The organism is Acidimangrovimonas sediminis, from assembly GCF_002871005.1.
Lineage (GTDB): Bacteria > Pseudomonadota > Alphaproteobacteria > Rhodobacterales > Rhodobacteraceae > Acidimangrovimonas > Acidimangrovimonas sediminis.
Genome location: NZ_PHSN01000047.1, coordinates 1 through 20,995, shown reverse-complemented (window position 1 = coordinate 20,995; position 20,995 = coordinate 1). Strand labels below are relative to the sequence as shown.

The 20,995-nt window shown below is 66.3% G+C and carries 23 protein-coding genes and 2 pseudogenes; 12 read left to right on the top strand and 13 right to left on the bottom strand.

Features of this window, described 5'->3' with window-relative positions:
- Positions 1–67: 67 nt before the first annotated feature.
- Positions 68–1,072, top strand: a complete 1,005-nt coding sequence (locus tag CVV76_RS23415) for an SDR family oxidoreductase (RefSeq protein ID WP_102227105.1) — start codon at positions 68–70, stop codon at positions 1,070–1,072.
- Positions 1,073–1,100: 28 nt separating this feature from the next.
- Positions 1,101–1,622, top strand: coding sequence for an HPP family protein (locus tag CVV76_RS23410; RefSeq protein WP_102227104.1), 522 nt, complete (start codon positions 1,101–1,103; stop codon positions 1,620–1,622).
- Positions 1,623–1,750: 128 nt separating this feature from the next.
- Here CVV76_RS23410 and CVV76_RS23405 read toward each other — a convergent pair whose 3' ends face one another.
- Positions 1,751–3,655 (bottom strand): glycoside hydrolase family 15 protein, encoded by a 1,905-nt coding sequence (locus tag CVV76_RS23405; protein ID WP_102227103.1) that lies wholly within the window; start codon positions 3,653–3,655, stop codon positions 1,751–1,753.
- Between the two features lie 63 nt (positions 3,656–3,718).
- Entirely contained in the window at positions 3,719–4,216 is a 498-nt protein-coding gene (locus CVV76_RS23400) for a LysR family transcriptional regulator (RefSeq protein ID WP_199178696.1), read from the bottom strand.
- A 204-nt stretch (positions 4,217–4,420) separates the two neighbouring features.
- Here CVV76_RS23400 and CVV76_RS23395 point away from each other — a divergent pair, with 204 nt between their 5' ends.
- Entirely contained in the window at positions 4,421–5,053 is a 633-nt protein-coding gene (locus tag CVV76_RS23395; RefSeq protein ID WP_102227102.1) for a glutathione S-transferase family protein, read from the top strand.
- An 18-nt stretch (positions 5,054–5,071) separates the two neighbouring features.
- Here the strand turns inward: CVV76_RS23395 and CVV76_RS23390 are convergent, their stop codons facing one another.
- On the bottom strand, positions 5,072–5,809 hold the full coding sequence (locus tag CVV76_RS23390; protein ID WP_102227101.1) for an SDR family oxidoreductase: 738 nt from the start codon (positions 5,807–5,809) through the stop codon (positions 5,072–5,074).
- Positions 5,810–5,903: 94 nt separating this feature from the next.
- Between CVV76_RS23390 and CVV76_RS23385 the strand changes: the two genes are divergently transcribed.
- Positions 5,904–6,818, top strand: a complete 915-nt coding sequence (locus CVV76_RS23385) for an AraC family transcriptional regulator (RefSeq protein ID WP_102227100.1) — start codon at positions 5,904–5,906, stop codon at positions 6,816–6,818.
- 324 nt (positions 6,819–7,142) lie between these two features.
- Here the strand turns inward: CVV76_RS23385 and CVV76_RS25625 are convergent, their stop codons facing one another.
- Positions 7,143–7,268, bottom strand: a complete 126-nt coding sequence (locus CVV76_RS25625; protein WP_269844501.1) for a hypothetical protein — start codon at positions 7,266–7,268, stop codon at positions 7,143–7,145.
- Between CVV76_RS25625 and CVV76_RS25650 the strand changes: the two are divergent.
- A pseudogene (locus CVV76_RS25650) lies at positions 7,269–8,000 on the top strand (hypothetical protein).
- Positions 8,001–8,166: 166 nt separating this feature from the next.
- Here CVV76_RS25650 and CVV76_RS23370 read toward each other — a convergent pair.
- The 4 genes from CVV76_RS23370 to CVV76_RS23355 all read right to left on the bottom strand — a co-directional run bounded on the left by CVV76_RS23370 (position 8,167) and on the right by CVV76_RS23355 (position 11,817).
- On the bottom strand, positions 8,167–9,534 hold the full coding sequence (locus CVV76_RS23370; RefSeq protein WP_102227097.1) for an MFS transporter: 1,368 nt from the start codon (positions 9,532–9,534) through the stop codon (positions 8,167–8,169).
- Between the two features lie 206 nt (positions 9,535–9,740).
- A complete protein-coding gene (locus tag CVV76_RS23365) occupies positions 9,741–10,136 on the bottom strand; it encodes a (R)-mandelonitrile lyase (RefSeq protein WP_102227096.1) in 396 nt (131 codons plus the stop codon).
- Between the two features lie 28 nt (positions 10,137–10,164).
- Positions 10,165–10,803, bottom strand: a complete 639-nt coding sequence (locus tag CVV76_RS23360; protein ID WP_102227095.1) for an NADPH-dependent F420 reductase — start codon at positions 10,801–10,803, stop codon at positions 10,165–10,167.
- 117 nt (positions 10,804–10,920) lie between these two features.
- Positions 10,921–11,817 carry a LysR family transcriptional regulator gene (locus CVV76_RS23355; protein ID WP_102227094.1) on the bottom strand — a complete coding sequence of 299 codons (897 nt, stop codon included), beginning with the start codon at positions 11,815–11,817 and terminating at the stop codon, positions 10,921–10,923.
- Between the two features lie 305 nt (positions 11,818–12,122).
- On the opposite strand from CVV76_RS23355, the gene CVV76_RS23350 reads away from it, so the two are divergent.
- The 3 genes from CVV76_RS23350 to CVV76_RS23340 all read left to right on the top strand — a co-directional run bounded on the left by CVV76_RS23350 (position 12,123) and on the right by CVV76_RS23340 (position 14,845).
- On the top strand, positions 12,123–12,470 hold the full coding sequence (locus CVV76_RS23350; protein WP_102227111.1) for a cyclophilin-like fold protein: 348 nt from the start codon (positions 12,123–12,125) through the stop codon (positions 12,468–12,470).
- 80 nt (positions 12,471–12,550) lie between these two features.
- Positions 12,551–13,303, top strand: coding sequence for an SDR family oxidoreductase (locus CVV76_RS23345; protein ID WP_102227093.1), 753 nt, complete (start codon positions 12,551–12,553; stop codon positions 13,301–13,303).
- Between the two features lie 369 nt (positions 13,304–13,672).
- Positions 13,673–14,845, top strand: a complete 1,173-nt coding sequence (locus tag CVV76_RS23340) for an MFS transporter (protein ID WP_233193129.1) — start codon at positions 13,673–13,675, stop codon at positions 14,843–14,845.
- A 262-nt stretch (positions 14,846–15,107) separates the two neighbouring features.
- Here CVV76_RS23340 and CVV76_RS23335 read toward each other — a convergent pair whose 3' ends face one another.
- Positions 15,108–15,707, bottom strand: coding sequence for a helix-turn-helix transcriptional regulator (locus CVV76_RS23335; protein WP_102227091.1), 600 nt, complete (start codon positions 15,705–15,707; stop codon positions 15,108–15,110).
- A 152-nt stretch (positions 15,708–15,859) separates the two neighbouring features.
- On the opposite strand from CVV76_RS23335, the gene CVV76_RS23330 reads away from it, so the two are divergent.
- Both CVV76_RS23330 and fdxA read left to right on the top strand, forming a co-directional pair.
- Positions 15,860–16,462: a superoxide dismutase gene (locus tag CVV76_RS23330; protein ID WP_102227090.1), complete on the top strand. Its 603-nt coding sequence runs from the start codon at positions 15,860–15,862 to the stop codon at positions 16,460–16,462.
- 55 nt (positions 16,463–16,517) lie between these two features.
- A pseudogene (gene fdxA / locus CVV76_RS23325) lies at positions 16,518–16,775 on the top strand (ferredoxin FdxA); the annotation flags it as partial.
- An 83-nt stretch (positions 16,776–16,858) separates the two neighbouring features.
- On the opposite strand, the gene CVV76_RS23320 reads toward fdxA, so the two are convergent.
- Entirely contained in the window at positions 16,859–17,764 is a 906-nt protein-coding gene (locus tag CVV76_RS23320; RefSeq protein ID WP_102227088.1) for a LysR family transcriptional regulator, read from the bottom strand.
- A 120-nt stretch (positions 17,765–17,884) separates the two neighbouring features.
- On the opposite strand from CVV76_RS23320, the gene CVV76_RS23315 reads away from it, so the two are divergent.
- Positions 17,885–18,277: a DoxX family protein gene (locus CVV76_RS23315; RefSeq protein ID WP_199178694.1), complete on the top strand. Its 393-nt coding sequence runs from the start codon at positions 17,885–17,887 to the stop codon at positions 18,275–18,277.
- Positions 18,278–18,348: 71 nt separating this feature from the next.
- Complete coding sequence (locus tag CVV76_RS23310; protein WP_102227086.1) at positions 18,349–18,927, top strand: flavodoxin family protein; 579 nt, start codon at positions 18,349–18,351, stop codon at positions 18,925–18,927.
- Between the two features lie 198 nt (positions 18,928–19,125).
- Here CVV76_RS23310 and CVV76_RS23305 read toward each other — a convergent pair whose 3' ends face one another.
- The 3 genes from CVV76_RS23305 to CVV76_RS23295 form a co-directional block, all read right to left on the bottom strand.
- The gene (locus CVV76_RS23305) at positions 19,126–19,353 is read right to left on the bottom strand and encodes a tautomerase family protein (RefSeq protein ID WP_102227085.1); all 228 of its coding nucleotides are present in this window, start codon (positions 19,351–19,353) and stop codon (positions 19,126–19,128) included.
- Positions 19,354–19,627: 274 nt separating this feature from the next.
- Positions 19,628–20,491 (bottom strand): aldo/keto reductase, encoded by an 864-nt coding sequence (locus CVV76_RS23300; protein ID WP_102227084.1) that lies wholly within the window; start codon positions 20,489–20,491, stop codon positions 19,628–19,630.
- Between the two features lie 24 nt (positions 20,492–20,515).
- Positions 20,516–20,725, bottom strand: coding sequence for a cyclophilin-like fold protein (locus CVV76_RS23295; protein WP_102227083.1), 210 nt, complete (start codon positions 20,723–20,725; stop codon positions 20,516–20,518).
- Positions 20,726–20,995 lie beyond the last annotated feature (270 nt).

Below are 20,995 nucleotides of genomic sequence, written 5' to 3'. Positions count from 1 at the left end.
CTGGGAAGGGCGGCATCGGGACCGCAACGACCCTTCAACCGACATTTGAGCAAGAGAGGAGACGAGAATGACCAACGTCGTGATCACCGGGGCTTCGGCCGGCGTCGGCCGGGCGGTCGCACGCCGCTTCGGCACGCCGGGCAACAACGTGACCCTGATCGCCCGCAACAGGAAACGGCTGGAAGACGCCGCCGGGGAAATCCGCAAGGCCGGGGGCAAAGCGCTGGTCATGGCGCTGGACGTCGCCGATGCCGATGCGGTCGAGACCGCGGCGGAGGAGGCCGAGAAGGCCTTTGGTCCCATCGACATCTGGATCAACGTGGCGATGGTCACGGTGATCTCGCCCGTCGGCAAGATGACGGCCGAGGAATACCGCCGCGTGACCGAGGTGACCTATCTCGGCACGGTGAACGGCACGCTCTCGGCGCTCAAGCGGTTCAACCGGCGGGGGCGCGGCACCATCGTGCAGACCGGTTCCGCGCTGGCCTATCGCGCGGTGCCGTTGCAATCGGCCTATTGCGCAGCCAAGGCGGCGATCGTGGGGTTCACAGACAGCCTGCGCACCGAGCTTTTGCACGACAAGTCGGACGTCAAGATCACGGTCTGCCACCTGCCCGCGGTGAACACGCCGCAATTCGACTGGGCGCGCAACAAGATGCCGCACCGGCCCCGCCCCGTCGCCCCGGTGTTCGACCCCGAGCTGATCGCCAACGGCATCCACCATGCCGCGTTTCACCCCAAGCGCGAATTCTGGCTGGGCTTCTCGTCTGTCAAGGCGATCATGTCCGAGAAGATGTCGCCCGCCGCAGGCGACAAGTACCTGGCGCGCACCGGCTATTCCGGCCAGCAGACGGACGAGCCCGAGGATCCGACCCGCCCCGACAACCTGTTCGAGACGGTGGAGGGTGACTGGGCCGCCGAAGGCCGGTTCGGCGACGAGGCCAGCGAAAGCTCCGCCGCGATCTGGACCAGCGAGCATGGCGGATCGCGGCTTGTCGGCGGCGCGACGCTTGCCACCGCGGCGGTGGTCGCCCTCGGGGCCTTTGCGCTGACACGGGGGCGGCGAGGTTGATCCCGGGGCCGGCGGAACGGAGACCGCAATGCTCGACCAATGGCTTCACCGGCACCGGCATCCCCACGGGCTGCCGGATCGGCCGGGCCTGCGCAAGATCGCCGCGGCAGCGATCGGAAGCTTCGTCGGGCTCTCCCTTCTCGGCGCGCTTGCCCACCACGCCGGGGTCGACCTGCTGATGGCGTCCTTCGGGGCGACGTGCCTTCTGCTGTTTGCCACGCCGGACACGCCGCTTGCCCAGCCGCGCAACGTCGTCGGTGGGCATCTCCTGGCCTCCGGCGTGGGGCTTGCGGCGATGCACCTGTTCGCACCCCAGGCCGCGGTACTGATGGCGCTGGTGGTCGCGGTGGCGATCGTCCTGATGCAAGTGACGCGCACGCTGCATGCGCCGGCGGGGGCCGATCCGCTGGTGATCATGCTCAAGGGGCACGTCCTGCCATGGACCTTCCTGATCACCCCGGTGCTGGCGGGCGCCGTCGCGCTGGTACTGATCGCCTATGCCGTGAACAATGCGCGCGGCGCGGAGAAGTGGCCACGCTACTGGATCTGACCGCCGGACCCAACGCCCCGACCCAACGCCCCGACCCGGCGGCGCAATCGTGCCGCGCCCCGCGGCCGTGCCCGCCCCAGCGCGCATCGACCGGAGGGGCGCGACATCTGCGCCCCCTGCCCGGCGCCCTACCCCGCCCGGGTATCCTTCCCCTCGTTCGCCTGACCGCGCCGCGCTTCGGCCAGCGCCGAGCTCGCGGCGATCATCCCGGCATGCGACAGGCCCTGCGGGAAATTTCCAAGTTGCAGGCCAACCTCGGGATCGTATTCCTCGGACATCAGGCCAAGGTCGTTGGCCCCGACCAGCATGTCGCGGATCTGCGCCTCCGCCTCGTCGACGCGCCCCGCGCGGATCAGGTAATCGGCGGCCCAGAAACCGCAGACGTTGAACGTCGCCTCGCGCCCCTCAAGGCCGTCGACACCGTCGGCATAGCGCCTCAGATGCGCGCCGTTGCCCAGCCGCTCGCGGATCTTCTGATAGGTCGCGACCATGCGCGGGTCATCCGCCTCGATCATCCCCATGCGCGGCATCAAAAGCACCGCGGCATCCAGCCAATCCGCCCCCAGCGCCCCGGCGAAGGCGCCGATCTCGTCGTTCCAGGCACGCGTCAGCACCAGCTCTCGGATCCGGTCGCGGTCGGCGCGGAAGCGGCTCAGGTCGTCGTCGATCGCGCCCATTTCGCCCAGATCCATGAGGCAATCGAGCGCGGCCCAGCACATCGCCTTGGAATAGGTGTGGTGCAGGCGCGGATCCGGCATTTCCCAGATGCCGTTGTCGGGAAGGGTCCACTGGTCCAGCACGACCTCGCCGAAGCGCACCATGCGCAGGGCCTCGCCCGGATGCAGCCGACCGCCCTTCGCGACGTAGGACCGCGCCGTCATCAGGATCGACCCGTAGGCGTCGAGTTGCAGCTGCGTGGCGGCCCCGTTGCCAAGCTGCACCGGCGCGGATCCGCGATAGCCCTCGGCCGTGCGCAGGTTGACCAGCCCGATGTCGCTGTCGCGGTGCACGGTATAGAGCGTCTCGAGCAGCGGGGCCGAGGATCGGCTTGCGGCCATCAGCCAGCGAAAGAACGCGCCGGCCTGATCCGTCATGCCCTGGTCGAGGAAGGCGTTGAGCACGAAGTAGGAATCGCGCAGCCAGCAATAGCGGTAGTCATAATTGCGGATGCCGCCGAAATCCTCGGGCAGGCCCATGGTGGGCGCCGCGATGACCGCCCCCGTCGGCGCATGCACCAACAGCGACAGCGTCATCAGGCTGGCCTTCATCTCGGCCGCGAAGGGCCCATCGTAGCGCTCGCCCAGCCGCTTGGCGGCCCAGCCGGCGCGGGTATCGTCTAGGCTGCGCCAGGCCTCGTCCAGGTTCGAGACATAGCCCTCACCGCCCTGGGTCACCGACAGGGTCACGTAATGGCGCTCGCCCGCGGCGACATCGATCTCGGTCTCGAGATGCCCCCGCCGGATGTGCGAAAGCTCCATGCTCGCGTCGATCACCACCACGTCCCCATCGTGGCGAAACCACCAGCGGCCCGTCCCGTCGCGGTCGAGCTTTGGGATCTCGGCACCGTATTCCCCGCGCGGCGTCAGGGCCACGCGCAGACGCGATCGCCCCTCGATCCCCTCGATCAGCCGAACGATGGTGCGCCCGAAGCTCCCGGCCTCGTCGAGGTCGCCGGGCAGGATCATGAAGTCCGTCACCTCGACGCAATTGCCATCACAGGCGTGCCGCGTGGTCAGTACCGGGGCATCCGGATCGTAGCGGCGCGTGGGCGTGGCGTCCGGCGCCGGGTCGTCCCCGGCCAGCGACACCTCGAAATATCCGCCCCGATACTGGTCGATCAGGCGCGAGAACACGGCATTACCGTCGAAATCCGGGCCGCAGAACCAGTCGATGGACCCGTCCAGCGCGACAAGCGCGGCGGTGCGCGTGTCCCCGATCAGCGCGTAATCCCCGATCGGCCGGTAGCCCCGCTTCAGCACGGACGTCGCCGAAGAATACGTGCCGGAACGTCGCGGCCGGAGGTCATCGGACATGCGCTTCACCCTTTTCCCGCAGGCTTGAATGGATGGATGCGGGGCCTCGCCGCATCCCTTTGATCAAACAGGCCGCTGCAAACCTCGGTTCCTTGACGAGCACGTGACCGCCCCCGCGCCGCAACCCGCCCTCCGGTGCGTTGCCCTGACCGCCCCGCGTGCAGCTGAGCACCTCCCCGATCGCCGGAGAGTTTCCGGCAGCTGCCCCATCCGCAGGGCCACGTCGACACCTTCCGCGATCAGGTCGATGTTGCGATCGTCGAGGATCACGTCGATCTCCAGCGCCGGGTGATGGCGCAGGAAGCTGCCCAGATGCGGCATGACATGGATCCGTGCGAAAGTGGGCGCGGCCGAGATCCGAAGCCTGTCGGTCAATGCGGTGCCCGCGCCGCGCGCGGCAAGCTCGGCCTCCTCCAGCGCGCGGCGGGGGCGGTCGTAGTAGTTGCGCCCCGCCTCGGTCGCGATCAGCCCGTGGGTCGAGCGCAGCAGAAGCCGCACGCCCAGATGCTCCTCAAGCTGTGCGACAGTCTTCGACACGGCGGGCTGGGCGACCCTGAGCATCCGGCAGCCCCCGAGAAGGAGCCCGCCTCGATCACCCGCACCAAGCATTCCATCGCCGCGAAACGCTGCATCGCCATTCCTCCGTGGAATAAGCTCTATCCCAAAGCTCCGGCCACCAGCATCCGGCCGGCGAGGCGAGAAAGGAGTTGCAAACGGGCGCCGACCCCGACGCCCCGCCCTTCACAGCACCAGGAAACCCGGCCCATGCTTGATCTTTACGCCTTCTCCACCCCGAACTCCGTCCGCATCCCCATCGCGTTGGAGGAGATGGGGCTTGACTATCGCCTGCATGCCGTGAACCTTCGCAAGGGCGCGCAGAAATCGCCCGAGCACCTCGCCCGCAATCCCAATGGCAAGGTGCCGGTGCTGATCGACAACGAGGGGCCGGATGGCGCGCCCTTCACCCTGACGGAGTCCGGCGCGATCCTGCTCTATCTCGCCGAGAAGACCGGGAAGCTGATCCCCACGGATGCCTTCGACCGCGCGCGAGTGATCGAGCAGATGCTGTTTCACCTGACCGGCATCAGTCCGGCGCTTGGCCAGCTTGGCAATTTCCGCCGGGCGGAAGACCGGCTACCCGCCGCCATCTCGCTGTTCGAGGCCGAGACGGCGCGAACATTGACCCTCCTCGATGGGATCCTCGGCCAGCGCCGTTTCGTCGCCGGCGAGGATTACACCGTCGCCGACATCACCCATTTCGGCTGGCTCTGGCGGCGGGAGTTCGCGATGGTCAGCCTTGATCCCTATGCCAATATCCGCCGCTGGTATGCGGCGGTCGAGGCCCGCTCTGCCGTGCAGCGCGGCACCGGGGCGGTGACGGCGCTGCTCCCCGCCTGAGCCGCTCCGGCGGGTTTTTCACCCCTGCGCGGTCGGCCGGACGACGATGGAACCGATATCGACCTCGCGCGGCTGGGCGATCGCGAAGCGGATGGCGCGGGCCACCGACTCGGGCGGCAGCGCCATCGACTTCATCGCCTCGGGAACCGCGGACAGCACCTCGGGGTCGGTGATGCCATCGCCGAATTCGGTGCCGACGTAGCCGGGCGAGACCTCGGTCACACGCAGATCCGGCCCGGCCTCCTGCCGCAGCCCCTCCATCAGCGTGCGTACCGCGTTCTTCGTCGCGGCATAGACCGCCATCGTGGGCAGCACCTTCAGCCCGGCGGTCGAGACGGTGGCGATGAAATGCCCGTCGCCCTGTGAGCGGAACACCGGCAGGGCCGCGCCGACGCAATGCAGCACGCCCTTGAAATTCACGTCGACCATCGCCTCCCAGTCATCCTCGCGCAGCTTGTCGAGCCGCGAGATCGGCCCGACGCCGGCATTGGCGATCATCACGTCGAGCCGGCCATAGGTGGCGATCGCCGCCTCGACCAGCGCCCCCACCGCGGCGCGGTCGCGCACATCGGTTTCAATCGCGATCGCCCGGCCCCCGGCCGCGGTAATCTCGGCCACCAGCGCCTCCAGCCGCTCGCGCCGCCGCGCGGCCAGAACCAGCGCCGCCCCCTGTGCCGCAAGGTCCAGCGCGACTGCCCGGCCGATGCCACTGCTTGCCCCGGTCAGGGCCACCACCTTGCCGTTGATCCCGTCCATATCCCGTCTCCTTCTGGTCAGGGGACAGAGCTATTGGCGAAGGGTTGGCGCTTCGATAGCCTGGCGTCTCAATTAGTATCGCAATCGTCCGAAGATGACCGACACGCTCAGCTCCGTCTTCCGCTTGCTCGACCTGCAAAGCGCCCGAACCCATCGGTTCGAGGCGGCAGGCGACTGGGCCTTTCGCTTTCCTGCGCGCGAGGCGCTGAAATTCGCCGCCGTGCTGCGCGGCAGCTGCTTCATGCTGCGCGAGGGGGAGGCGCCGCAGCCCCTGTCGGCAGGCGATGTCTTCCTGCTGGCCGAGAGCCCAGCCTATGCGCTGGCCAGCGATCCCGCGCTGCCGGCCGAGGATGGGCGTCGCCTCTTCGCCGGGGGTGCCAGCACGGGACGTCACCGGGGCGACGAGGTCGTGATGATCGCAGGCAGCTTCTCGGCCAGCGCGCAGCACCGCGCGCTGCTGCTGGGGGCCTTGCCGCGCTTCATGCTGATCCCCGCGGCCACGGCCGAGGCCCCCGCGCTTCGCCGCACGCTGGAGATCATGGCCGCCGAGTTCGACACGACGGAGCTCGGGGCCGAACTGATGCGCCGGCATCTGACCGACATGCTGCTGATCCAACTTCTGCGCGCCTTTGCCGCGCGTGAAAGCGCGGCCCCGCAACGGGGTGGCTGGATCGGTGCGCTGGCCGATCCACGGCTGGGGGCGGCGCTGGATGCGCTTCATGCAGAGCCCGAGCGCAACTGGACCGTCTCTGCCCTGGCCGCCGTGGCAGGCATGTCGCGTTCCAGCTTTGCGGCGGCCTTCCAGTCGCGGATCGGCATGGCGCCGATGGCCTATCTGCAAGGCTGGCGGATGCAGCTGGCCGAGGATCTGCTGCGCCAGGGCGAAAGCGTGGGCCGCGTCGCCGCCCGCCTTGGCTATGGGTCGCGAAGCGCCTTCGGGGCCGCCTTTCGCCGAACGAAGGGCCGAACCCCGCGCTCTGCCGCAATTGCCCATTCCAACGGGGAATAACCAATAGTCGAAAGCTGCGGCTACAGGGCGGGCCAGATCGGGCGCACCTTCCTCTCATCGGAACCACACCACCTGAGAGGACGACAAGATGACCCGCTTTACGAAATACACCCCCGACACCGCCCCCGAAGCCTCGAAGCCTCGAAGCCTCGAAGCCGGCGCTGGAGGCCATCGAGTGCATGCAAAAGGTGTTCGCGCACCGCGTCGTGCCGGAACCGCAGGCTGCCCTCCTCGATCCGCACAAGGCCACCTTTGACGGCAGGTCCGAAACGTCGTTCCAGCACCGCAACCGGGCTGGCGCCGGCCTCGGCCAGAAGCGCGAGATCACAGGAGAAACCCGGGCAGGCGGACGTGCGCCACCTTCACGGTGGTCGTCGTCCCGTCGATCACCACGATCTCGTGGCTCCAGTCGAACTGGTAGGCCTCGCCCGGATCGAAGGTCAGGGGCACATGGGCGGCCCGTGGCCCGGGACGCCGGTGAACTGTGGCATTCACGATTCCAACGCTTCGCTGCTGCCCTATCTGAAAGGTCATGAGGCACCCTTCGCCGTCGTCTCAACGGGGACATGGGTCATCGCAATGGCCATCGGCGGCCGCATGAGCAGGAATATCGGCAACCTGGACGAAGCCCGCGACACCCTGGTCAATGTCAACGCCCTCGGCGCGCCTGTGCCTTCGGCGCGCTTCATGGGCGGACGGGAATACGAGGCGCTTGGCGCGCCGGCCGGGACGACACCTCAGGGCATTGCTGCTGCGCTGACGTAGCCAGTGATGCTCTGGCCCGCCGTGGTGCCCGAAAGCGGGCCGTTTGCGGGGCGGCGGATGCACTGGTCGGAACCGGAGTCGAGTCTGAACCCGGACACACGTGCCGCCGCAATAGCCTTCTATCTCGCGATGATGACCGCAGAATGCCTCGATCTCGCAGGCTCTGTCGGCCCGGTGATCGTCGAGGGGCCATTTGCGCGCAACACGCCCTACCTGCAGATGCTGGGAGTGGCAACTGGGTCCGAGATCCTCAGCACGCGTTCACAGACCGGCACTTCAGTAGGTGCAGCCATGCTGGCTTCCAAACAGCCGTCATCAATCACACACGAGAAACTGGCACGGACGCCGAGGATGGCCCACTGTCCCCCGGACAGTGTCTTCCGCAGCTATGCCCGTCTCTGGCGCGAAGCCCTTTAGTCCGCTTCGGCGTCAAGTGCGAAGACCCTATTCGGCGCCTTGTCCGGAAGCCTTTCGGAAAGATTGCCGGTCACGGGTGTGCGCGAATGTTCAACGATGCAACTCAACTCGCGAGTTTGCGAGAGCATGCGAGGCGGCGTCAGACGCCAGCGATCACGGATGCTCTCTACTGTACAGCACCCTCCCGCCGTCCCGAAAGAGCCGACATCGCCGCGACGCCCACGAGGCCGATGGCCGAGCTTGCCCAGACGGCATCATGCCAGCCTGCGAAAAGCCCGGCCCCCTCCTTCCCGGCCAGCAGCACCGAGATCAGCGCGATCCCGAGGGCAGAGCCGAGATAGCGGGCGGTGTTGTTCGCGGCGGATCCCATGGCGGCCCGTTCGGGGGCGACGGTCTGGATCGCCTCGTGACCCAGCGACGCGTTCAGCACACCGTTCGAGACGCCGGCGACGAAGAGGCCCGGCAGGACCGCGATCCAGCTTGCCCCGTCGTGGGCCAGGAGCATGAGCGCCTGACCCAGCGCACAGCCCGCGAGCGAGACGATCACCCTGTGCCGCGACGTGATGCGCTCGGGCAACCGGTGGGCCGCGAGCGCGGCAAGAACCGTCACGCCGGACCACGCCAGAAGGATCACCGCGGCGCGGAGCGGGGCGATCCCGAGGCCGCGTTCCAGGAGCGTCGGCACCATCGACATCAGCGCCAGCACCCCGGCGCCCGACGCAAAGGCCGCGAGTGTCGCCCCGGCAAAGCCGGCCTCGCGGAACATACCCAGCTGCAGGATGGGGTTGGCAACCCGGACTTCGCGTACCGCGAAGAGACCCAGCAGCAGCGCCCCCGCCGCCACCAGCATGGCGACCACCGCACCCGATGCCAGCCGCGCCTCGGTCAGGGCCGACAGCAGGCAGCCGAGGCCGAGGATCAGCAGCACGCTGCCCAGAACGTCGACACGTTCGCCCGTTCGCGGGCTTTCGGGCAGGCGCAGTTGCGCCAGCAGGGCCAGCACCGCGGAGGAAACGGCGATCAGCCAGTGATCGGCCCGCCAGCCGCCAAGCGGCAGAAGAAGCGCCGCGAGGATCGGCCCCGCCGCGACCCCGCCACCCAGGGCCGCCGCCCAGATCGCGGTGGCGCGGCGGCGCGGTGCGCCGTCGTAGATCTGGCCCAGCAGGCCCAGCCCGCAGGCCATGATCCCGGCGCCGCCGAGGCCCTGAAGGACCCGCATCCCGACAAGGAACCAGCCCTCGGGCGCGGCCGCCGCGCCCACCGAGGCCAGCGCCGTCAGCCAGAGCCCGCCCGCAAAGGTCCAACGCCGGCCCAGCGTGTCGCCAAGCGCCCCGGCGGTCAGCAATCCGCAGGCGGCGCCCAGCGGCATGCCGCTCATGATCCAGGCCTGCTGGCCCGGGGTCAGCGCAAGCCCCGCGGTCATCGCCTGCAGCGTCGTCAGGGGCTGCGTGAAGACGACAAGGGCCAGGAAGGTCGCCAGCGCGATCAGGACGAGCGGCGCGGCCGGCGCCGCGGTTTGCGGGCGAAAGGTCATGCGGTTACCTGCCCTCGATGCGGTGGCGCAGCCGGAACGTGCCGCCTTCCAGCGCCTCCCTTGCGCTCGGCCAGACGCCGGCCGTCGAGCGAGGTAACCACGTGACAGATGATGTCTGGGCGGCGCGGGGACATGTGGCCTCCGGGATCGTCAGGACAGAAACCGCCGGGCCCCGGGGGCCCGGCGGTTCGTTTCATGGGACAAGGTCAGCCGTTGTAATCGGCGTCCTCGACCTTTTCCATCCAGGTGACGGGGCTGCCGTCGATGCTTTCCTGAATCGCGATGTGGCTCATCGCGGTCTCGGGCGAGGCACCGTGCCAGTGCTTTTCGCCCGCCGGGAACCAGACGACGTCGCCCTGGCGGATCTCCTCGACCGGGCCGCCCTCGCGCTGGACGCGGCCGCGGCCGAAGGTGACGATCAGGGTCTGGCCCGCCGGGTGCGTGTGCCAGGCCGTGCGCGCGCCGGGCTCGAAGGTGACATGCGCGCCCGAGGTGCGGCCCGGCTCTTCGGCGGCGAACAGCGGGTCGACACGAACGGTGCCGGTGAACCAGTCCTCGGGACCCTTGTTCGACGGCGCGGTGCCGGAGCGGATGATTTTCATGGTCTCTCTCCTTCGGTTTGGCGCGGGCTCAGCCGCGCAGTTTCTCGAAACGGTAGGTCAGGGCCGGCCCGCCCGGCTGGCCATAGGCAAGTTCGGCCGTGACCATCGCGAACGGTTCGACGAACCGGGCGTTGCGCAGCGGCCCGGCGTCCAGCGGCGCGAACCCGATATCGCGGATCAGGCCGCCCGCGATCTCCTTGGCCTCGGCATCGTCGCCACAGACCAGAAGCTGCGGCGCGGGATCCGTGCCCTTGCGGGCAAAGACCGGGGCGAAGCTTTCGGACGGGCTGGTGGTGAAGCACGAGACCCAGCGCGCCCGGGGCCGCATCCGGGCCAGTTCCTCGGCGCCCGAGGTGGTGGTGCCGACGACGAGGTCGGTGTCGGTCTCGTCCAGCGGCACGCAGCAGGTCAGCACGACCTTGCCGGCCATGTCACCCGCCTGTTCCAGAACGTCGTCGACCCGTGACCAATGCACGGCCAGCAGGAGCGTATCGGCCCCCGCCACCGCCTCGGCGACGGAGCCGTGCATTCCGCCGGTCTCCTGCGCCAGCCGGGCCAGCTTTGCCGCGCTGCGCGCATAGGCAAAGGTGACGTCGTGCCCGCAGGCGGCCCAAAGCCGCCCCAGCTTGGCCCCCATCAGGCCCGATCCCAGAATGCCGATCTTCACGTCACCCTCCTGCCGGCCAGAACGGTCGGCTGTTGCCGCGACAGAGATGGCGCCCCGGGACCGAAACCTTAATGCCCTGGATGAACAAGTCACCCATGAGGGAGGTTCATCAATCCTTCACCCGCGCTCGCGCAGCGCCTCGAGCACCACCTCGAACGCCGAAGACGGGCGCTGGCGGCTGGGGTAATAAAGGTGAAAGCCGGGGAAGGACGGAGAATAATCCGCAAGGCAGACCTGCAGGCGGCCGGCCGCCACATGCTCGGCCGCAAGCCGCTCGGGGATCAGCGCAAGGCCGTGCCCATCCACCGCCGCCCGCATCACCGGATTGACCGTGTTGAAACAGGCCTGGCCGGTCACCTTGACGTTGATCTCGTGACCATCCTTGTCCTCGAATTCCCATGCATAGAGCCCGCCATGGGTCGAAAGCCGCAGGTTGATGCAGCGGTGGCCGGACAGGTCCTGCGGGGTTTCGGGCCGGCCCGCGCTTGCGAAATACTCGGGCGAACCGACGCAGGCCATCCGCTCGTCCGGGCCGATCCGCACCGCGATCATCCCCTCGCTCACCTGATCGCCATAACGGACCCCGGCGTCGCACTGCGCCTGCGCAAGGTCGGTGTAGCCGTAATCCATCACGAACTCGACGTTGACCGCGGGGTATTGCTTGAGCACCGGCGAGAGCTTGGGCCAGAGCAGCGACTCGATCGCGTATTCGACGCCGACGATCCGCACCGTGCCGGTCGGCTGGTCGCGGTGGTCGTTCAGCGCGCGAAGGCGGTTCTCGATCATCTCGAAGCAGGGGTTGAGCGTGGCAAGCAGATCCTCGCCCTCCAGCGTCGGCGCGACCGAGCGTGTGGTGCGCGTCAGCAGCCGCAGGCCGAGACGTTGTTCAAGCCCCTTGATCGTGTGGCTCAGCGCCGATTGCGAGACGTTGAGCCGCGCGGCCGCGCGGGTGAAGCTGCGCTCCTCGGCCACGGCGGCCAGCGCGATCAGGTCGTTGATGTTCTCACGAAGCATGGAATCCCGTCCTTGGCGTGGCCGAGGTGTTGAATGCGCCCATGATATATGCGCCAGCCTCATGGAGCCAGCGATTGTGCACACAGGGCATGACTGCGCAAGGACGCCGGATTGATGAATTCCGATCATGGGTGGCAGTGGGACGCCGGGGCTAATCCTGTTCGGCATCCGGGCGCATATTGGCGGCACCCCACGAAAGGAGGCCCGTGATGCGCACCCCCCCGCTGCCGATGCTCGCGGCGATTGCGCTCGCGGCGTTCGCCATCCCTGTCGGGGCCGAAACGGGGCAAACGGAAGGAGCCGCCATGACCAGCATACGCGTAATCGCGGGAAAGACCGTCTTGTCCGCGACACTGAACGACAGCCCGGCAGCCCGCGACTTCGCATCGCTCCTGCCGCTCGAGCTGACATTGCGCGACTACCACGGGATCGAAAAGATCGCCGATCTGCCGCGCAAGCTCGACACCACGGGCGCGCCCGCAAGCTATGCGCCGACGACGGGCGACATCACGCTTTATGCGCCCTGGGGCAACCTCGCGATCTTCGTGAAGCCCTTCGAGAGCTCTCGCGGCCTCGTGCCGCTCGGCAGCTTCGCCGAAGGCGATGTCGCGAAACTGAACGACGGCCCCGTCCGCATCGAACGGGCCGACTGAGAACAACGCACAGGACCGGGCCTTCCCCCGCTTCGGCGGGCGGTCCGGGCATTTCCAATGAGAGACGAAAGGACAAGGACATGACCGACAACATCACCGGAAAGGTCGTCATCATCACCGGCGCCTCCAGCGGCATCGGCGAGGCCACCGCCAAGACCCTCGCCGCCCGCGGCGCCAAGGTCGTGCTGGGCGCCCGCCGTACCGACAAGCTCGACCGTATCGTGGAAGAGATCACCGCGGCGGGCGGAGAGGCCATTGCCCAGGCGCTCGACGTCACGGCCCCCGCGGACAACGCGGCGATCGTGAAGCTGGCCAAGGACAGCTTCGGCAAGGTCGACGTGATCTTCCTGAACGCCGGGCTGATGCCCTCCTCTCCGGTCTCGGCGCTGAAGACGGACGAATGGGACCAGATGGTCGACGTCAACATCAAGGGTGTGCTGAACGGAGTCGCGGCGGTGATGCCCGAATTCCTTGGGCAGAAATCCGGCCACATCCTCGCGACCTCTTCGGTCGCCGGGCTGAAGGCCTACCCGGGCGCGGCGGTCTACGGCGGCACCAAGTGGTTCGTGAAGAACTTCATGGAGGTGCTGCGCATGGAATCCGCGATGGAGGGCACCAACATCCGCACCGCGACCCTCTACCCCGCCGCCATCAATACCGAGCTTCTGGGCACGATCAGTGACGAGGACACAGCAGCCGGCATGAAGGCGCTTTACGACCAGTTCGGCATCGCGCCCCAGCGGATCGCGGACGTCGTGGCCTTTGCCCTGTCACTGCCCGCCGACACCACGGTCAATGAGTTCACCGTCGGGCCCGCAAACCAGCCCTGGTAAGCGCCTGCTCAGAGGCACGCAAAAGGTCGCGGCGAGTAGTCTCGCCGCGACCGACGTTTTCTCTGGCACCTCCTGCCCAGCCTGCTGCAGCGTCGTCGAGACCTTGATCCAGGTGCATGCTGGCGGTCGGCATCTCATTGAATGAGAACACGCCCCCGTCAAGGCGAAGCTAGGCTTGCGTGAAATACATCGGATATCCGCCAGATGCTTCCGGCCCGGAGCCACGTGCCCCGCGATACCGCCCCGGGGTCGTATGCCCCTGCAAGACCACCTGCCACAACCTGATCCACGCGTGGGCCTGCCGCTCTCGCTACTCACCAAACCGTGCTGTCGAACCCCGACAGAACTGCCCCAGACAGGACGACCGACGTGCAAACCTCCTCCACCGCCGCCTCGCCCGTATCCCCGACCTTGCCCCTGCTAGTCCTCGGTATGGGCGCATTCAGCATCGGCACGACCGAGTTCGCCCCGATGGGGCTGCTGCCGGCCATCGCCTCGGGCACCGGCATCTCGATACCTGCAGCGGGCCAGCTGGTCACCGCCTACGCCGTTGGCGTGATGCTGAGCGCCCCCGTGATGACCCTGTTTCTCACCCGCTTCGACAAGAAGGCCGCGCTTCTGGGGATGATGGCTATCTTCATGGTCGGAAACATCATCTCGTCGATCGCGCCCGGTTACTGGACGCTGCTCGCGGGGCGGCTGATCACCAGCCTCTGTCAAGGCGCGTTCTTCGGCCTTGGTGCGGTGATGGCCACCAGTCTCGTGCGACCCGAGCGCCAGGCTAGCGCCGTCGCCGTCATGTTCATGGGGCTGAGCATCGCCAATATCGGTGGTGTTCCCGGCTCGGCCTGGCTCGGGTCGCATGTCGGCTGGCGGATGGCCTTCGCAGGCATGGTCGGGCTTGGCGCCGTGGCAACCCTCGCGATGGCATTGGCACTGCCGAGGGATGAGCGGGCCGCCCGCCCCCGTGCCCGGGACGAGTTGCGCGCCCTCCTCCGCCCCGGCATGGCGGCGACCTTTGCGGCAACCGTGCTATTCGCGGGCGGCTTCTTCGTGGTCTACACCTACGTCGCCCCGCTGCTGCACATCCTGGCCGGGACGGGCGACAATTTCGTCGTTCTGGTTCTGGCGCTGATCGGCACGGGACTGACCGCAGGCAACTGGATCGGGGGGCGCCTCGCCGATTGGTCGATCGAAAAGGGCGGGCGTATCGCAATGCTGGCCCTCGCAATAACGACTGTCCTGCTGCCGTTTCTGGTGACATCGAAGACCGGCGCGGTAATCGGTTTCATGCTCTGGGCGGTGGCGGCCTTCTCCTGTACCCCGGCCTTGCAGGTCCGTGCCATGCGCGCGGCCAAGGGCGCGCCAGGGCTTGCGGCCTCATTCAACATCGCCGCCTTCAACCTAGGCAACGCTGTCGGTGCGGGTGTCGGCGGAGCGACAATCGGATGGGGCCTGGGATACACAGCCGTGCCGCTGGTCGGCGGTCTGATTGTCCTCGCCGGACTGGCAAGCCTGTGGCTACCCGGGCCCCGGACCTGACAGGGCCACCGACGATGCAGCGTGCCGGATAGGTAGAGTCCGGCACGCCGTACAATCCGCGTTGGGAAAGCGAGAAGCCCAGCCTCCGCCCGATGTGGACGGTATGAAAGAGATCAAGCGTTCGGGGCCGAGATCGCCACCGTCCATCCAGATTTCGTTCGAAGCAGTCCTCCTTCCCCCTTGCGGAAATGCAGAGGCGCCAATGACTCCCTCCGCCTCACGGCTTCGCAGATCGGGATAAGCCGCTCCCGTTCGATCGGCATCAGATGGCTTCCCGGATGAGGTAGGAACAGCGCCGCCCTCCGCCGACGACATGCTCCACCCGCTCGATCTCGACCTGCGGCCCCAGCACCCGCTGGAACACGGCCAGTTCGGAGCGACAGAAGCCTTGGCAGAAGCTGGCGGCGGCGCAAATCGGACAATGGTTCTCGATCAGCAGGATGTCGCCCTCTCCGGCGGCTTCGGTCGTTGCCATGTAGCCCTCCGCGCTGCGCAGCTCGGCCAGTCGGTCGACCCGCTCCCGCAGGCTTTGGAAAGAGGCCAGCTCCCGTCGGTAAAGTTCCTCCGTCCCTTGCTCGCGCTTGGCGATGATCCGGTCGAGCGCTTCGGGCCCGAACACATCACGGACGCTTGCGAGGATCTCGACGGTAAGCGCCGCATGCGTGTCGGGAAAGTTTGCCTGCCCCTTGCCGGTCAGCTGAAAATAGCTTGCAGGCCGGCCACGCCCGGCCGCGCGCCGTTCCTCGGCGACCATCCCGCTCTCCGCCAACCGGACAAGCTGCTGACGCGCCGCCTCGCCCGAAATACCCAACCTGCGCCCTATCTCCGAGGCCGTCAGCGTCCCGTACATCTTCAGCGTCATCAGAACGCGCTCGGAAGGGGTTTTCGGCGATCCCTCATCATTTTCCAAGTATTGACTTGACATATTACCCGCAGGACTTTTCAAAGCATATGCTTGCTAAATTAGCGAGTCGCGCTTCAAGGCGCAAGCTTCGATCTGGAAGGACAGACATCATGGCGTTCGAACTGCCAAACCTGAACTATGGCCACTCGGCCCTCGCCGCACGCGGCATGTGTCAAGAGACGCTGGAACTTCACCACGACAAACATCACCAGGCCTACGTCACCGCACTGAATGGTTTCGTCGAGTCCGATCCGCACCTTCGAAGCCTGCCGCTCGAAGAAATCATCAGGATCTCGGCAGGCAACCCCGACATGGCGCCGGTTCTCAACAACGCCGGACAGCATTGGAACCACATTCATTTCTGGCAAGCCCTGTCACCGACCGGCGGCAGGATGCCGGGCAGGCTCGAGGAGGAACTGGTCGCGGATTTCGGTTCCGTCGGACAGTTCAAGGAGGCCTTCAAGGCGGCGGCAGTCGGGCAGTTCGGGTCGGGCTGGGCCTGGTTGATCCAGCGCTCCGACGGCACCTTGGCGGTGACCAAGACGGCCAATGGCACGAACCCGATCGCCACGGGCGAGGGCAAGGTCATTCTGGGTCTCGATGTGTGGGAACACAGCTATTACCTCGACTTCCGCAACCGCCGGCCCGATTACGTCACGAATTTCCTCGACACCCTGGCGAATTACGAATTCGCGGAAGCCAACCTCTTCTGACCCCCTTATTCGCCCCCTCCGTTCCGGCGGGGGCGGATCCCACGAAAGCTTCCCAATGACCTACGTAGTCACTGAAGACTGCATCGCCTGCAAACACATGGATTGCGTCGAAGTCTGCCCCGTGGATTGTTTCTACGAGGGCGAAAACATGCTGGTGATCCACCCTGACGAATGCATCGACTGCGGCGTTTGCGAGATCGAATGTCCCATCTCCGCGATCTTTCCCGATACCGACAAAAACGCCGAAGGCTGGGTCGAATTTAACCGCAAATACGCCGAGCGCTGGCCGAACATTTTCCTGATGGGAAGCCCTCCACGCAGGATCAGGCCATCGCAGCCCAAGTCATCTGACGACGGACCAGCAACGCCTCTATGAAAGCGACGCGGACTGGATTCTCATTCGAGGTAGGGCGTTAGCACCTCCTCGATCCATTTCATGAAGATGCGGACGCGGCGCGACAAGTTCCGCCGATGCGCCACGACCAGGGACACGTCGAGCGGTTCGGGGCGGAGATCGGGCAGGATCTCGACCAGGGCTCCGCTTTCCAGATGCCGGTGTATGCCCGTGAAGGCGGCCTGGATCAGGCCGAGGCCGGCGAGACCGGCGGCCTCGTAGGTCTGGACGCTGTTCACATGCAGCGCGCCGGGCAGCGGCAACGTGGCGTAAGCTTCGCCGGTGGGGTATTCCCAGCCATACGGCCGGGCGCCGAGCGTCCGGCCGTAATGGACCGCCCGGTGGCCTTGCCGATGCAGATCCTCTAGCGCCCTAGGGGTGCCGTGCCGCGCGAGATAGGCGGGGCTGGCGGCGTTCACCATGCGCAGCCGGCCCAGCGGGCGGGCGATCAACGTCTCGTCCCCGATCGGCCCGAGCCGCAACACGCAGTCGAACCCTTCCTCCACCAGGTCCACCTGTCGATCTGTGCTCGACATTTCCAATTCCAGTTCGGGATAGGCGGTCATGAAGTCGGGCAAGGCCGGCACAATCGTCGTACGGGCCAGTTCGGTCGGCAGATCGACCCGAAGGCGCCCCCGCAGCGCGACGCCATCCTCCGCAAACATCGACTGAAGGTCGTCAAAATCGGTCAGCAGTTCCCGCGCGCGTTCCTGAAAGCTTCTCCCGTCTTCGGTCAACTGAACACTGCGCGTCGTCCGGTGCAGAAGCCTGACGCCAAGGTCTTCCTCAAGCTGACGCACGACGGTCGAGGCGCGTCCCTTCTGAATGCCCATGCTCTCGGCCGCGCGGCTGAAGCTGCGCATTTCGGCAACCCGGATGAAGATCAGGAGATGCTCGAGATTGTGCATGGTCTGTCTCTGTCTGTTTCTTATAAAAATAACAATGCGTTCAGTTTGACATAATTTATTACCCCAATATGGCACGATAGATAGGGGGTCGGAAAGGCATTTCAGACGAGGACAAGCATGATGGAGACAGGAAGGCCGCATCGCCAGCATTGGATCGGACGGGTCGCAAGCGCCCTGGTCGTCGCGGCGCTGCTCATGGACGCTTCGGTACAATTCTTCGTCCCGGAGCTGGCCGCGAGCATGTTGCGGGACGCGGGGTTCACCCCGGCCATCGCCCCGGTTCTGGGCGCGATCATGGCCGCCTGCGCACTCCTCTATGCCATCCCGGCAACCGCTTTCCTCGGTGCGATCCTCGCGACGGGGTTCCTGGGCGGGGCAATCTGCGCGCATGTCCGGCTTGGCGAGATCGGATCGCCGCCGGAACTCATCTCTCTGCTTCTGGGCCTGCTGGCCTGGGGCGGCCTTTGCCTGCGCGACCGGCGCCTCCGCGCGCTTCTGCCGATCCGCCAGTGAGCCGACCGGCACATATCTACCGGCCGCGTGCAATCTCAAGGCAACCAAACCTCAAACCTCAGGATATCGATATGACTCAGGAAACCATCACCACCGCCATCGTCTACCACTCAGGCTACGGCCACACCCATCGCGTCGCCGAGGCGGTCGCGGAAGGGGCGGCGGGCACGCTCATCGCAATCGACTCCGAGGGCAACATCCCCGAAAGCGCTTGGGAAACCCTCCTTGCCGCGGATGCCATCGTCTTCGGGTCGCCGACCTACATGGGCGGCCCAAGCTGGCAGTTCAAAAAGTTCGCCGACGACAGCTCGAAACCCTGGTTCGCCGAGAAGTGGAAGGACAAGATTTTCGGCGGCTTCACCAACAGCGCGACCCTGAACGGCGACAAACTCAATACGCTGCAATACTTTGTCCTGCTCGCGGGGCAGCACGGCGGCATCTGGGTGAGCCTCGCGATCAAGCCGTCGAACGTGAAGGCCTCGAAGCGCGACGATCCGAACCGGATTGGCTCCTACATCGGTGCGATGGCGCAGTCCGACGCGGACGCCGCCCCCGAGGAGATGTCGGTGGGCGACCTTGAAACAGCGCGCCTCTACGGCGCTCGCATCGCAGAAATTGCCGGCCGTTTCGCGGCGACCCATTCTGCCTGACCCGGAAATCCGACACGAGAACGGGGAGCGATTGACGACCATCGCCGAGCAATCCCTCTTCATCGGAGGGCGCTCGACGCCCTCCGAAAGCGGGGCAACCTACCAATCCGTCACCCCCTATACGGGCTGCACCGCAACCCAGGCGGCCGCAGCGACGGTATAGTTCGAAGCCACGGAATATGTTGCGAGGTGGACGCTCTACAATTCGTAGCCGGGCGTCTTGTAAAGCGTGGACGGATCAGCTTGCGCGATCTCCGGCAGGTAAACGTCTTCTTTCCAGCGCTCCTGCGGCACGTCCTCGATCGCGACAGAGACCTGGTCCCGCTCGTAATCGAAGATTTCCGTCACGCTGCGGGTGATGGCCTCGGCCAAGCGCTTTTTCTGTTCTTCGCTCTTGGGCAGGGCCTTCACGATGACGTGGGGCATATAAGTCTCTCCTCTTCTTGATAGATGGCGGCGAAGCCAGTCCCGGGCCCCGCCCTTTCGGCGATGTACCCGGACCTGAAAAGCCGAGTAGTACCTTACATGGGTGCTGGGGCGTCGGACCTGATCCACGGCCTGCTCTGGGCCCGGGCCGGCTTGCCTAGGACCTCGCAAACAACATGGGTCCATAGACGAAAGGCCCGGGCAAATGCCCAAGCCAGTTCGAAATCCGAAGCTGCGCCCCAGTCCCGGCGCGGGGGCAGGCCTGGGGGCGGCGTCAGTTCTTTCCGCTGTAGACGGGGAAGACGCTGGCGTCGCCGTAATCCTCGATCGGCTTGGCGTTCTTCAGCGCGTCCATGTCGGCATCCGAGATCTCGAAATCGACGTCGGCGTTGTTGCGCATGTGGTCGGGGTTTGCTGTCTTCGGCAGCGGTAGCAGCCCGAGTTGCAGCACGTAGCGGATGCACAGTTGAGGCACACTGACGCCGTACTTCTGCGCCATCGCCTTGATCTCGGCATTGTCGAGGATCTTGCCATGCCCCACCGGCGAATAGGCCTCGACCAGAAGTCCGTTGGACTTGGTATAGTCGATAAGATCGAACGGCGTGTTGCTGACATGCGCGAGGATCTGGTTCAGCATCGGTTTGACCGAGGCGTTGTCGAGCAGGTTGGCGAGGTCTTCCTTCTGGAAGTTCGACACGCCGATGGCACGCAGCTTGCCGACCTCGTAGGCCTCTTCCAGCGCCTTCCAGGCAGCGAGGTTGCCTTCGAAATAGCGGTCCTTGCCGCCGAAATCGCCCCAGGGCTGCGGGCTGTGGATGATCATCAGGTCGATCGCGTCCAGCCCGAGCGTTTCGAGCGAACCATCGATCGCCGCCTTCGCGCCCTCGTAATCCTTGATGCCGGCATCCAGCTTGGTCGTCACGAACAACGCGTCCCGGGCGACGCCGCAGTCGCGCACGCCTTCGCCCACGCCACGCTCGTTGCCATAGGCTTGGGCGGTGTCGATATGGCGATAGCCCATCTCGGCCGCGGCCTTGACCGCATCAGCCACCTTGTCGTCGTCGATCATCCAGGTGCCGAGGCCCAGCTTGGGGATCTCGACGCCATTGGGAAGGGTATAGGTCTCTTGCAGTAACATCGTCCGTCCTTTCGTTTCTTGCTGTCACTCCGCCCGCTCGATCCGCGCCGACCCGTCCTTCAGGCAGCCGTCGAGAGGGCTGTCGAATTTGCCAAGCGGCACGAGGCCCGAGGAACTCTGAAATTCCTTCACGAAGATCGCGAGGTTACCCCGGGGCGCGTAGAGGGTGATGTCCCCGGCCACCGTGTCGCTCAGCCGGGCGGGCAACACCGTCTCGCTCTGGGTGACCCGCATGGAAATCGTTCCCACTCCTTTCTGCATCGGTGTTTACGCCGGTATCTGGCCCGCGCAGAACAACGACGCCGTCAGGCCCCCGATCATGATCAGGCGCATCGCGATGCCTCCTCGTTCCCTCGCTGCACTATATGGCGACGAACAGGCCGCACTTAATGCCTGCCGATCACTGCCAGTCATGATCGCAGTTCATCACCGACCCACTCGACGGTCGCCCGAGCGAAGAAGGCGGGCCGTGCCTGGCCCGCCTTTGCGCCTCTCGTCGGAACG

Excerpts from the sequence above, each read along its gene's own strand:
- CVV76_RS23415 (WP_102227105.1), top strand. The coding sequence starts at position 68 with ATGACCAACGTCGTGATCACCGGGGCTTCGGCCGGCGTCGGCCGGGCG.
- CVV76_RS23410 (WP_102227104.1), top strand. The coding sequence starts at position 1,101 with ATGCTCGACCAATGGCTTCACCGGCACCGGCATCCCCACGGGCTGCCG.
- CVV76_RS23405 (WP_102227103.1), bottom strand. The coding sequence starts at position 3,655 with ATGTCCGATGACCTCCGGCCGCGACGTTCCGGCACGTATTCTTCGGCG.
- CVV76_RS23400 (WP_199178696.1), bottom strand. The coding sequence starts at position 4,216 with ATGCTCAGGGTCGCCCAGCCCGCCGTGTCGAAGACTGTCGCACAGCTT.
- CVV76_RS23395 (WP_102227102.1), top strand. The coding sequence starts at position 4,421 with ATGCTTGATCTTTACGCCTTCTCCACCCCGAACTCCGTCCGCATCCCC.
- CVV76_RS23390 (WP_102227101.1), bottom strand. The coding sequence starts at position 5,809 with ATGGACGGGATCAACGGCAAGGTGGTGGCCCTGACCGGGGCAAGCAGT.
- CVV76_RS23385 (WP_102227100.1), top strand. The coding sequence starts at position 5,904 with ATGACCGACACGCTCAGCTCCGTCTTCCGCTTGCTCGACCTGCAAAGC.
- CVV76_RS23370 (WP_102227097.1), bottom strand. The coding sequence starts at position 9,534 with ATGACCTTTCGCCCGCAAACCGCGGCGCCGGCCGCGCCGCTCGTCCTG.
- CVV76_RS23365 (WP_102227096.1), bottom strand. The coding sequence starts at position 10,136 with ATGAAAATCATCCGCTCCGGCACCGCGCCGTCGAACAAGGGTCCCGAG.
- CVV76_RS23355 (WP_102227094.1), bottom strand. The coding sequence starts at position 11,817 with ATGCTTCGTGAGAACATCAACGACCTGATCGCGCTGGCCGCCGTGGCC.
- CVV76_RS23350 (WP_102227111.1), top strand. The coding sequence starts at position 12,123 with ATGACCAGCATACGCGTAATCGCGGGAAAGACCGTCTTGTCCGCGACA.
- CVV76_RS23345 (WP_102227093.1), top strand. The coding sequence starts at position 12,551 with ATGACCGACAACATCACCGGAAAGGTCGTCATCATCACCGGCGCCTCC.
- CVV76_RS23335 (WP_102227091.1), bottom strand. The coding sequence starts at position 15,707 with ATGACGCTGAAGATGTACGGGACGCTGACGGCCTCGGAGATAGGGCGC.
- CVV76_RS23330 (WP_102227090.1), top strand. The coding sequence starts at position 15,860 with ATGGCGTTCGAACTGCCAAACCTGAACTATGGCCACTCGGCCCTCGCC.
- CVV76_RS23320 (WP_102227088.1), bottom strand. The coding sequence starts at position 17,764 with ATGCACAATCTCGAGCATCTCCTGATCTTCATCCGGGTTGCCGAAATG.
- CVV76_RS23315 (WP_199178694.1), top strand. The coding sequence starts at position 17,885 with ATGGAGACAGGAAGGCCGCATCGCCAGCATTGGATCGGACGGGTCGCA.
- CVV76_RS23310 (WP_102227086.1), top strand. The coding sequence starts at position 18,349 with ATGACTCAGGAAACCATCACCACCGCCATCGTCTACCACTCAGGCTAC.
- CVV76_RS23305 (WP_102227085.1), bottom strand. The coding sequence starts at position 19,353 with ATGCCCCACGTCATCGTGAAGGCCCTGCCCAAGAGCGAAGAACAGAAA.
- CVV76_RS23300 (WP_102227084.1), bottom strand. The coding sequence starts at position 20,491 with ATGTTACTGCAAGAGACCTATACCCTTCCCAATGGCGTCGAGATCCCC.
- CVV76_RS23295 (WP_102227083.1), bottom strand. The coding sequence starts at position 20,725 with ATGCGGGTCACCCAGAGCGAGACGGTGTTGCCCGCCCGGCTGAGCGAC.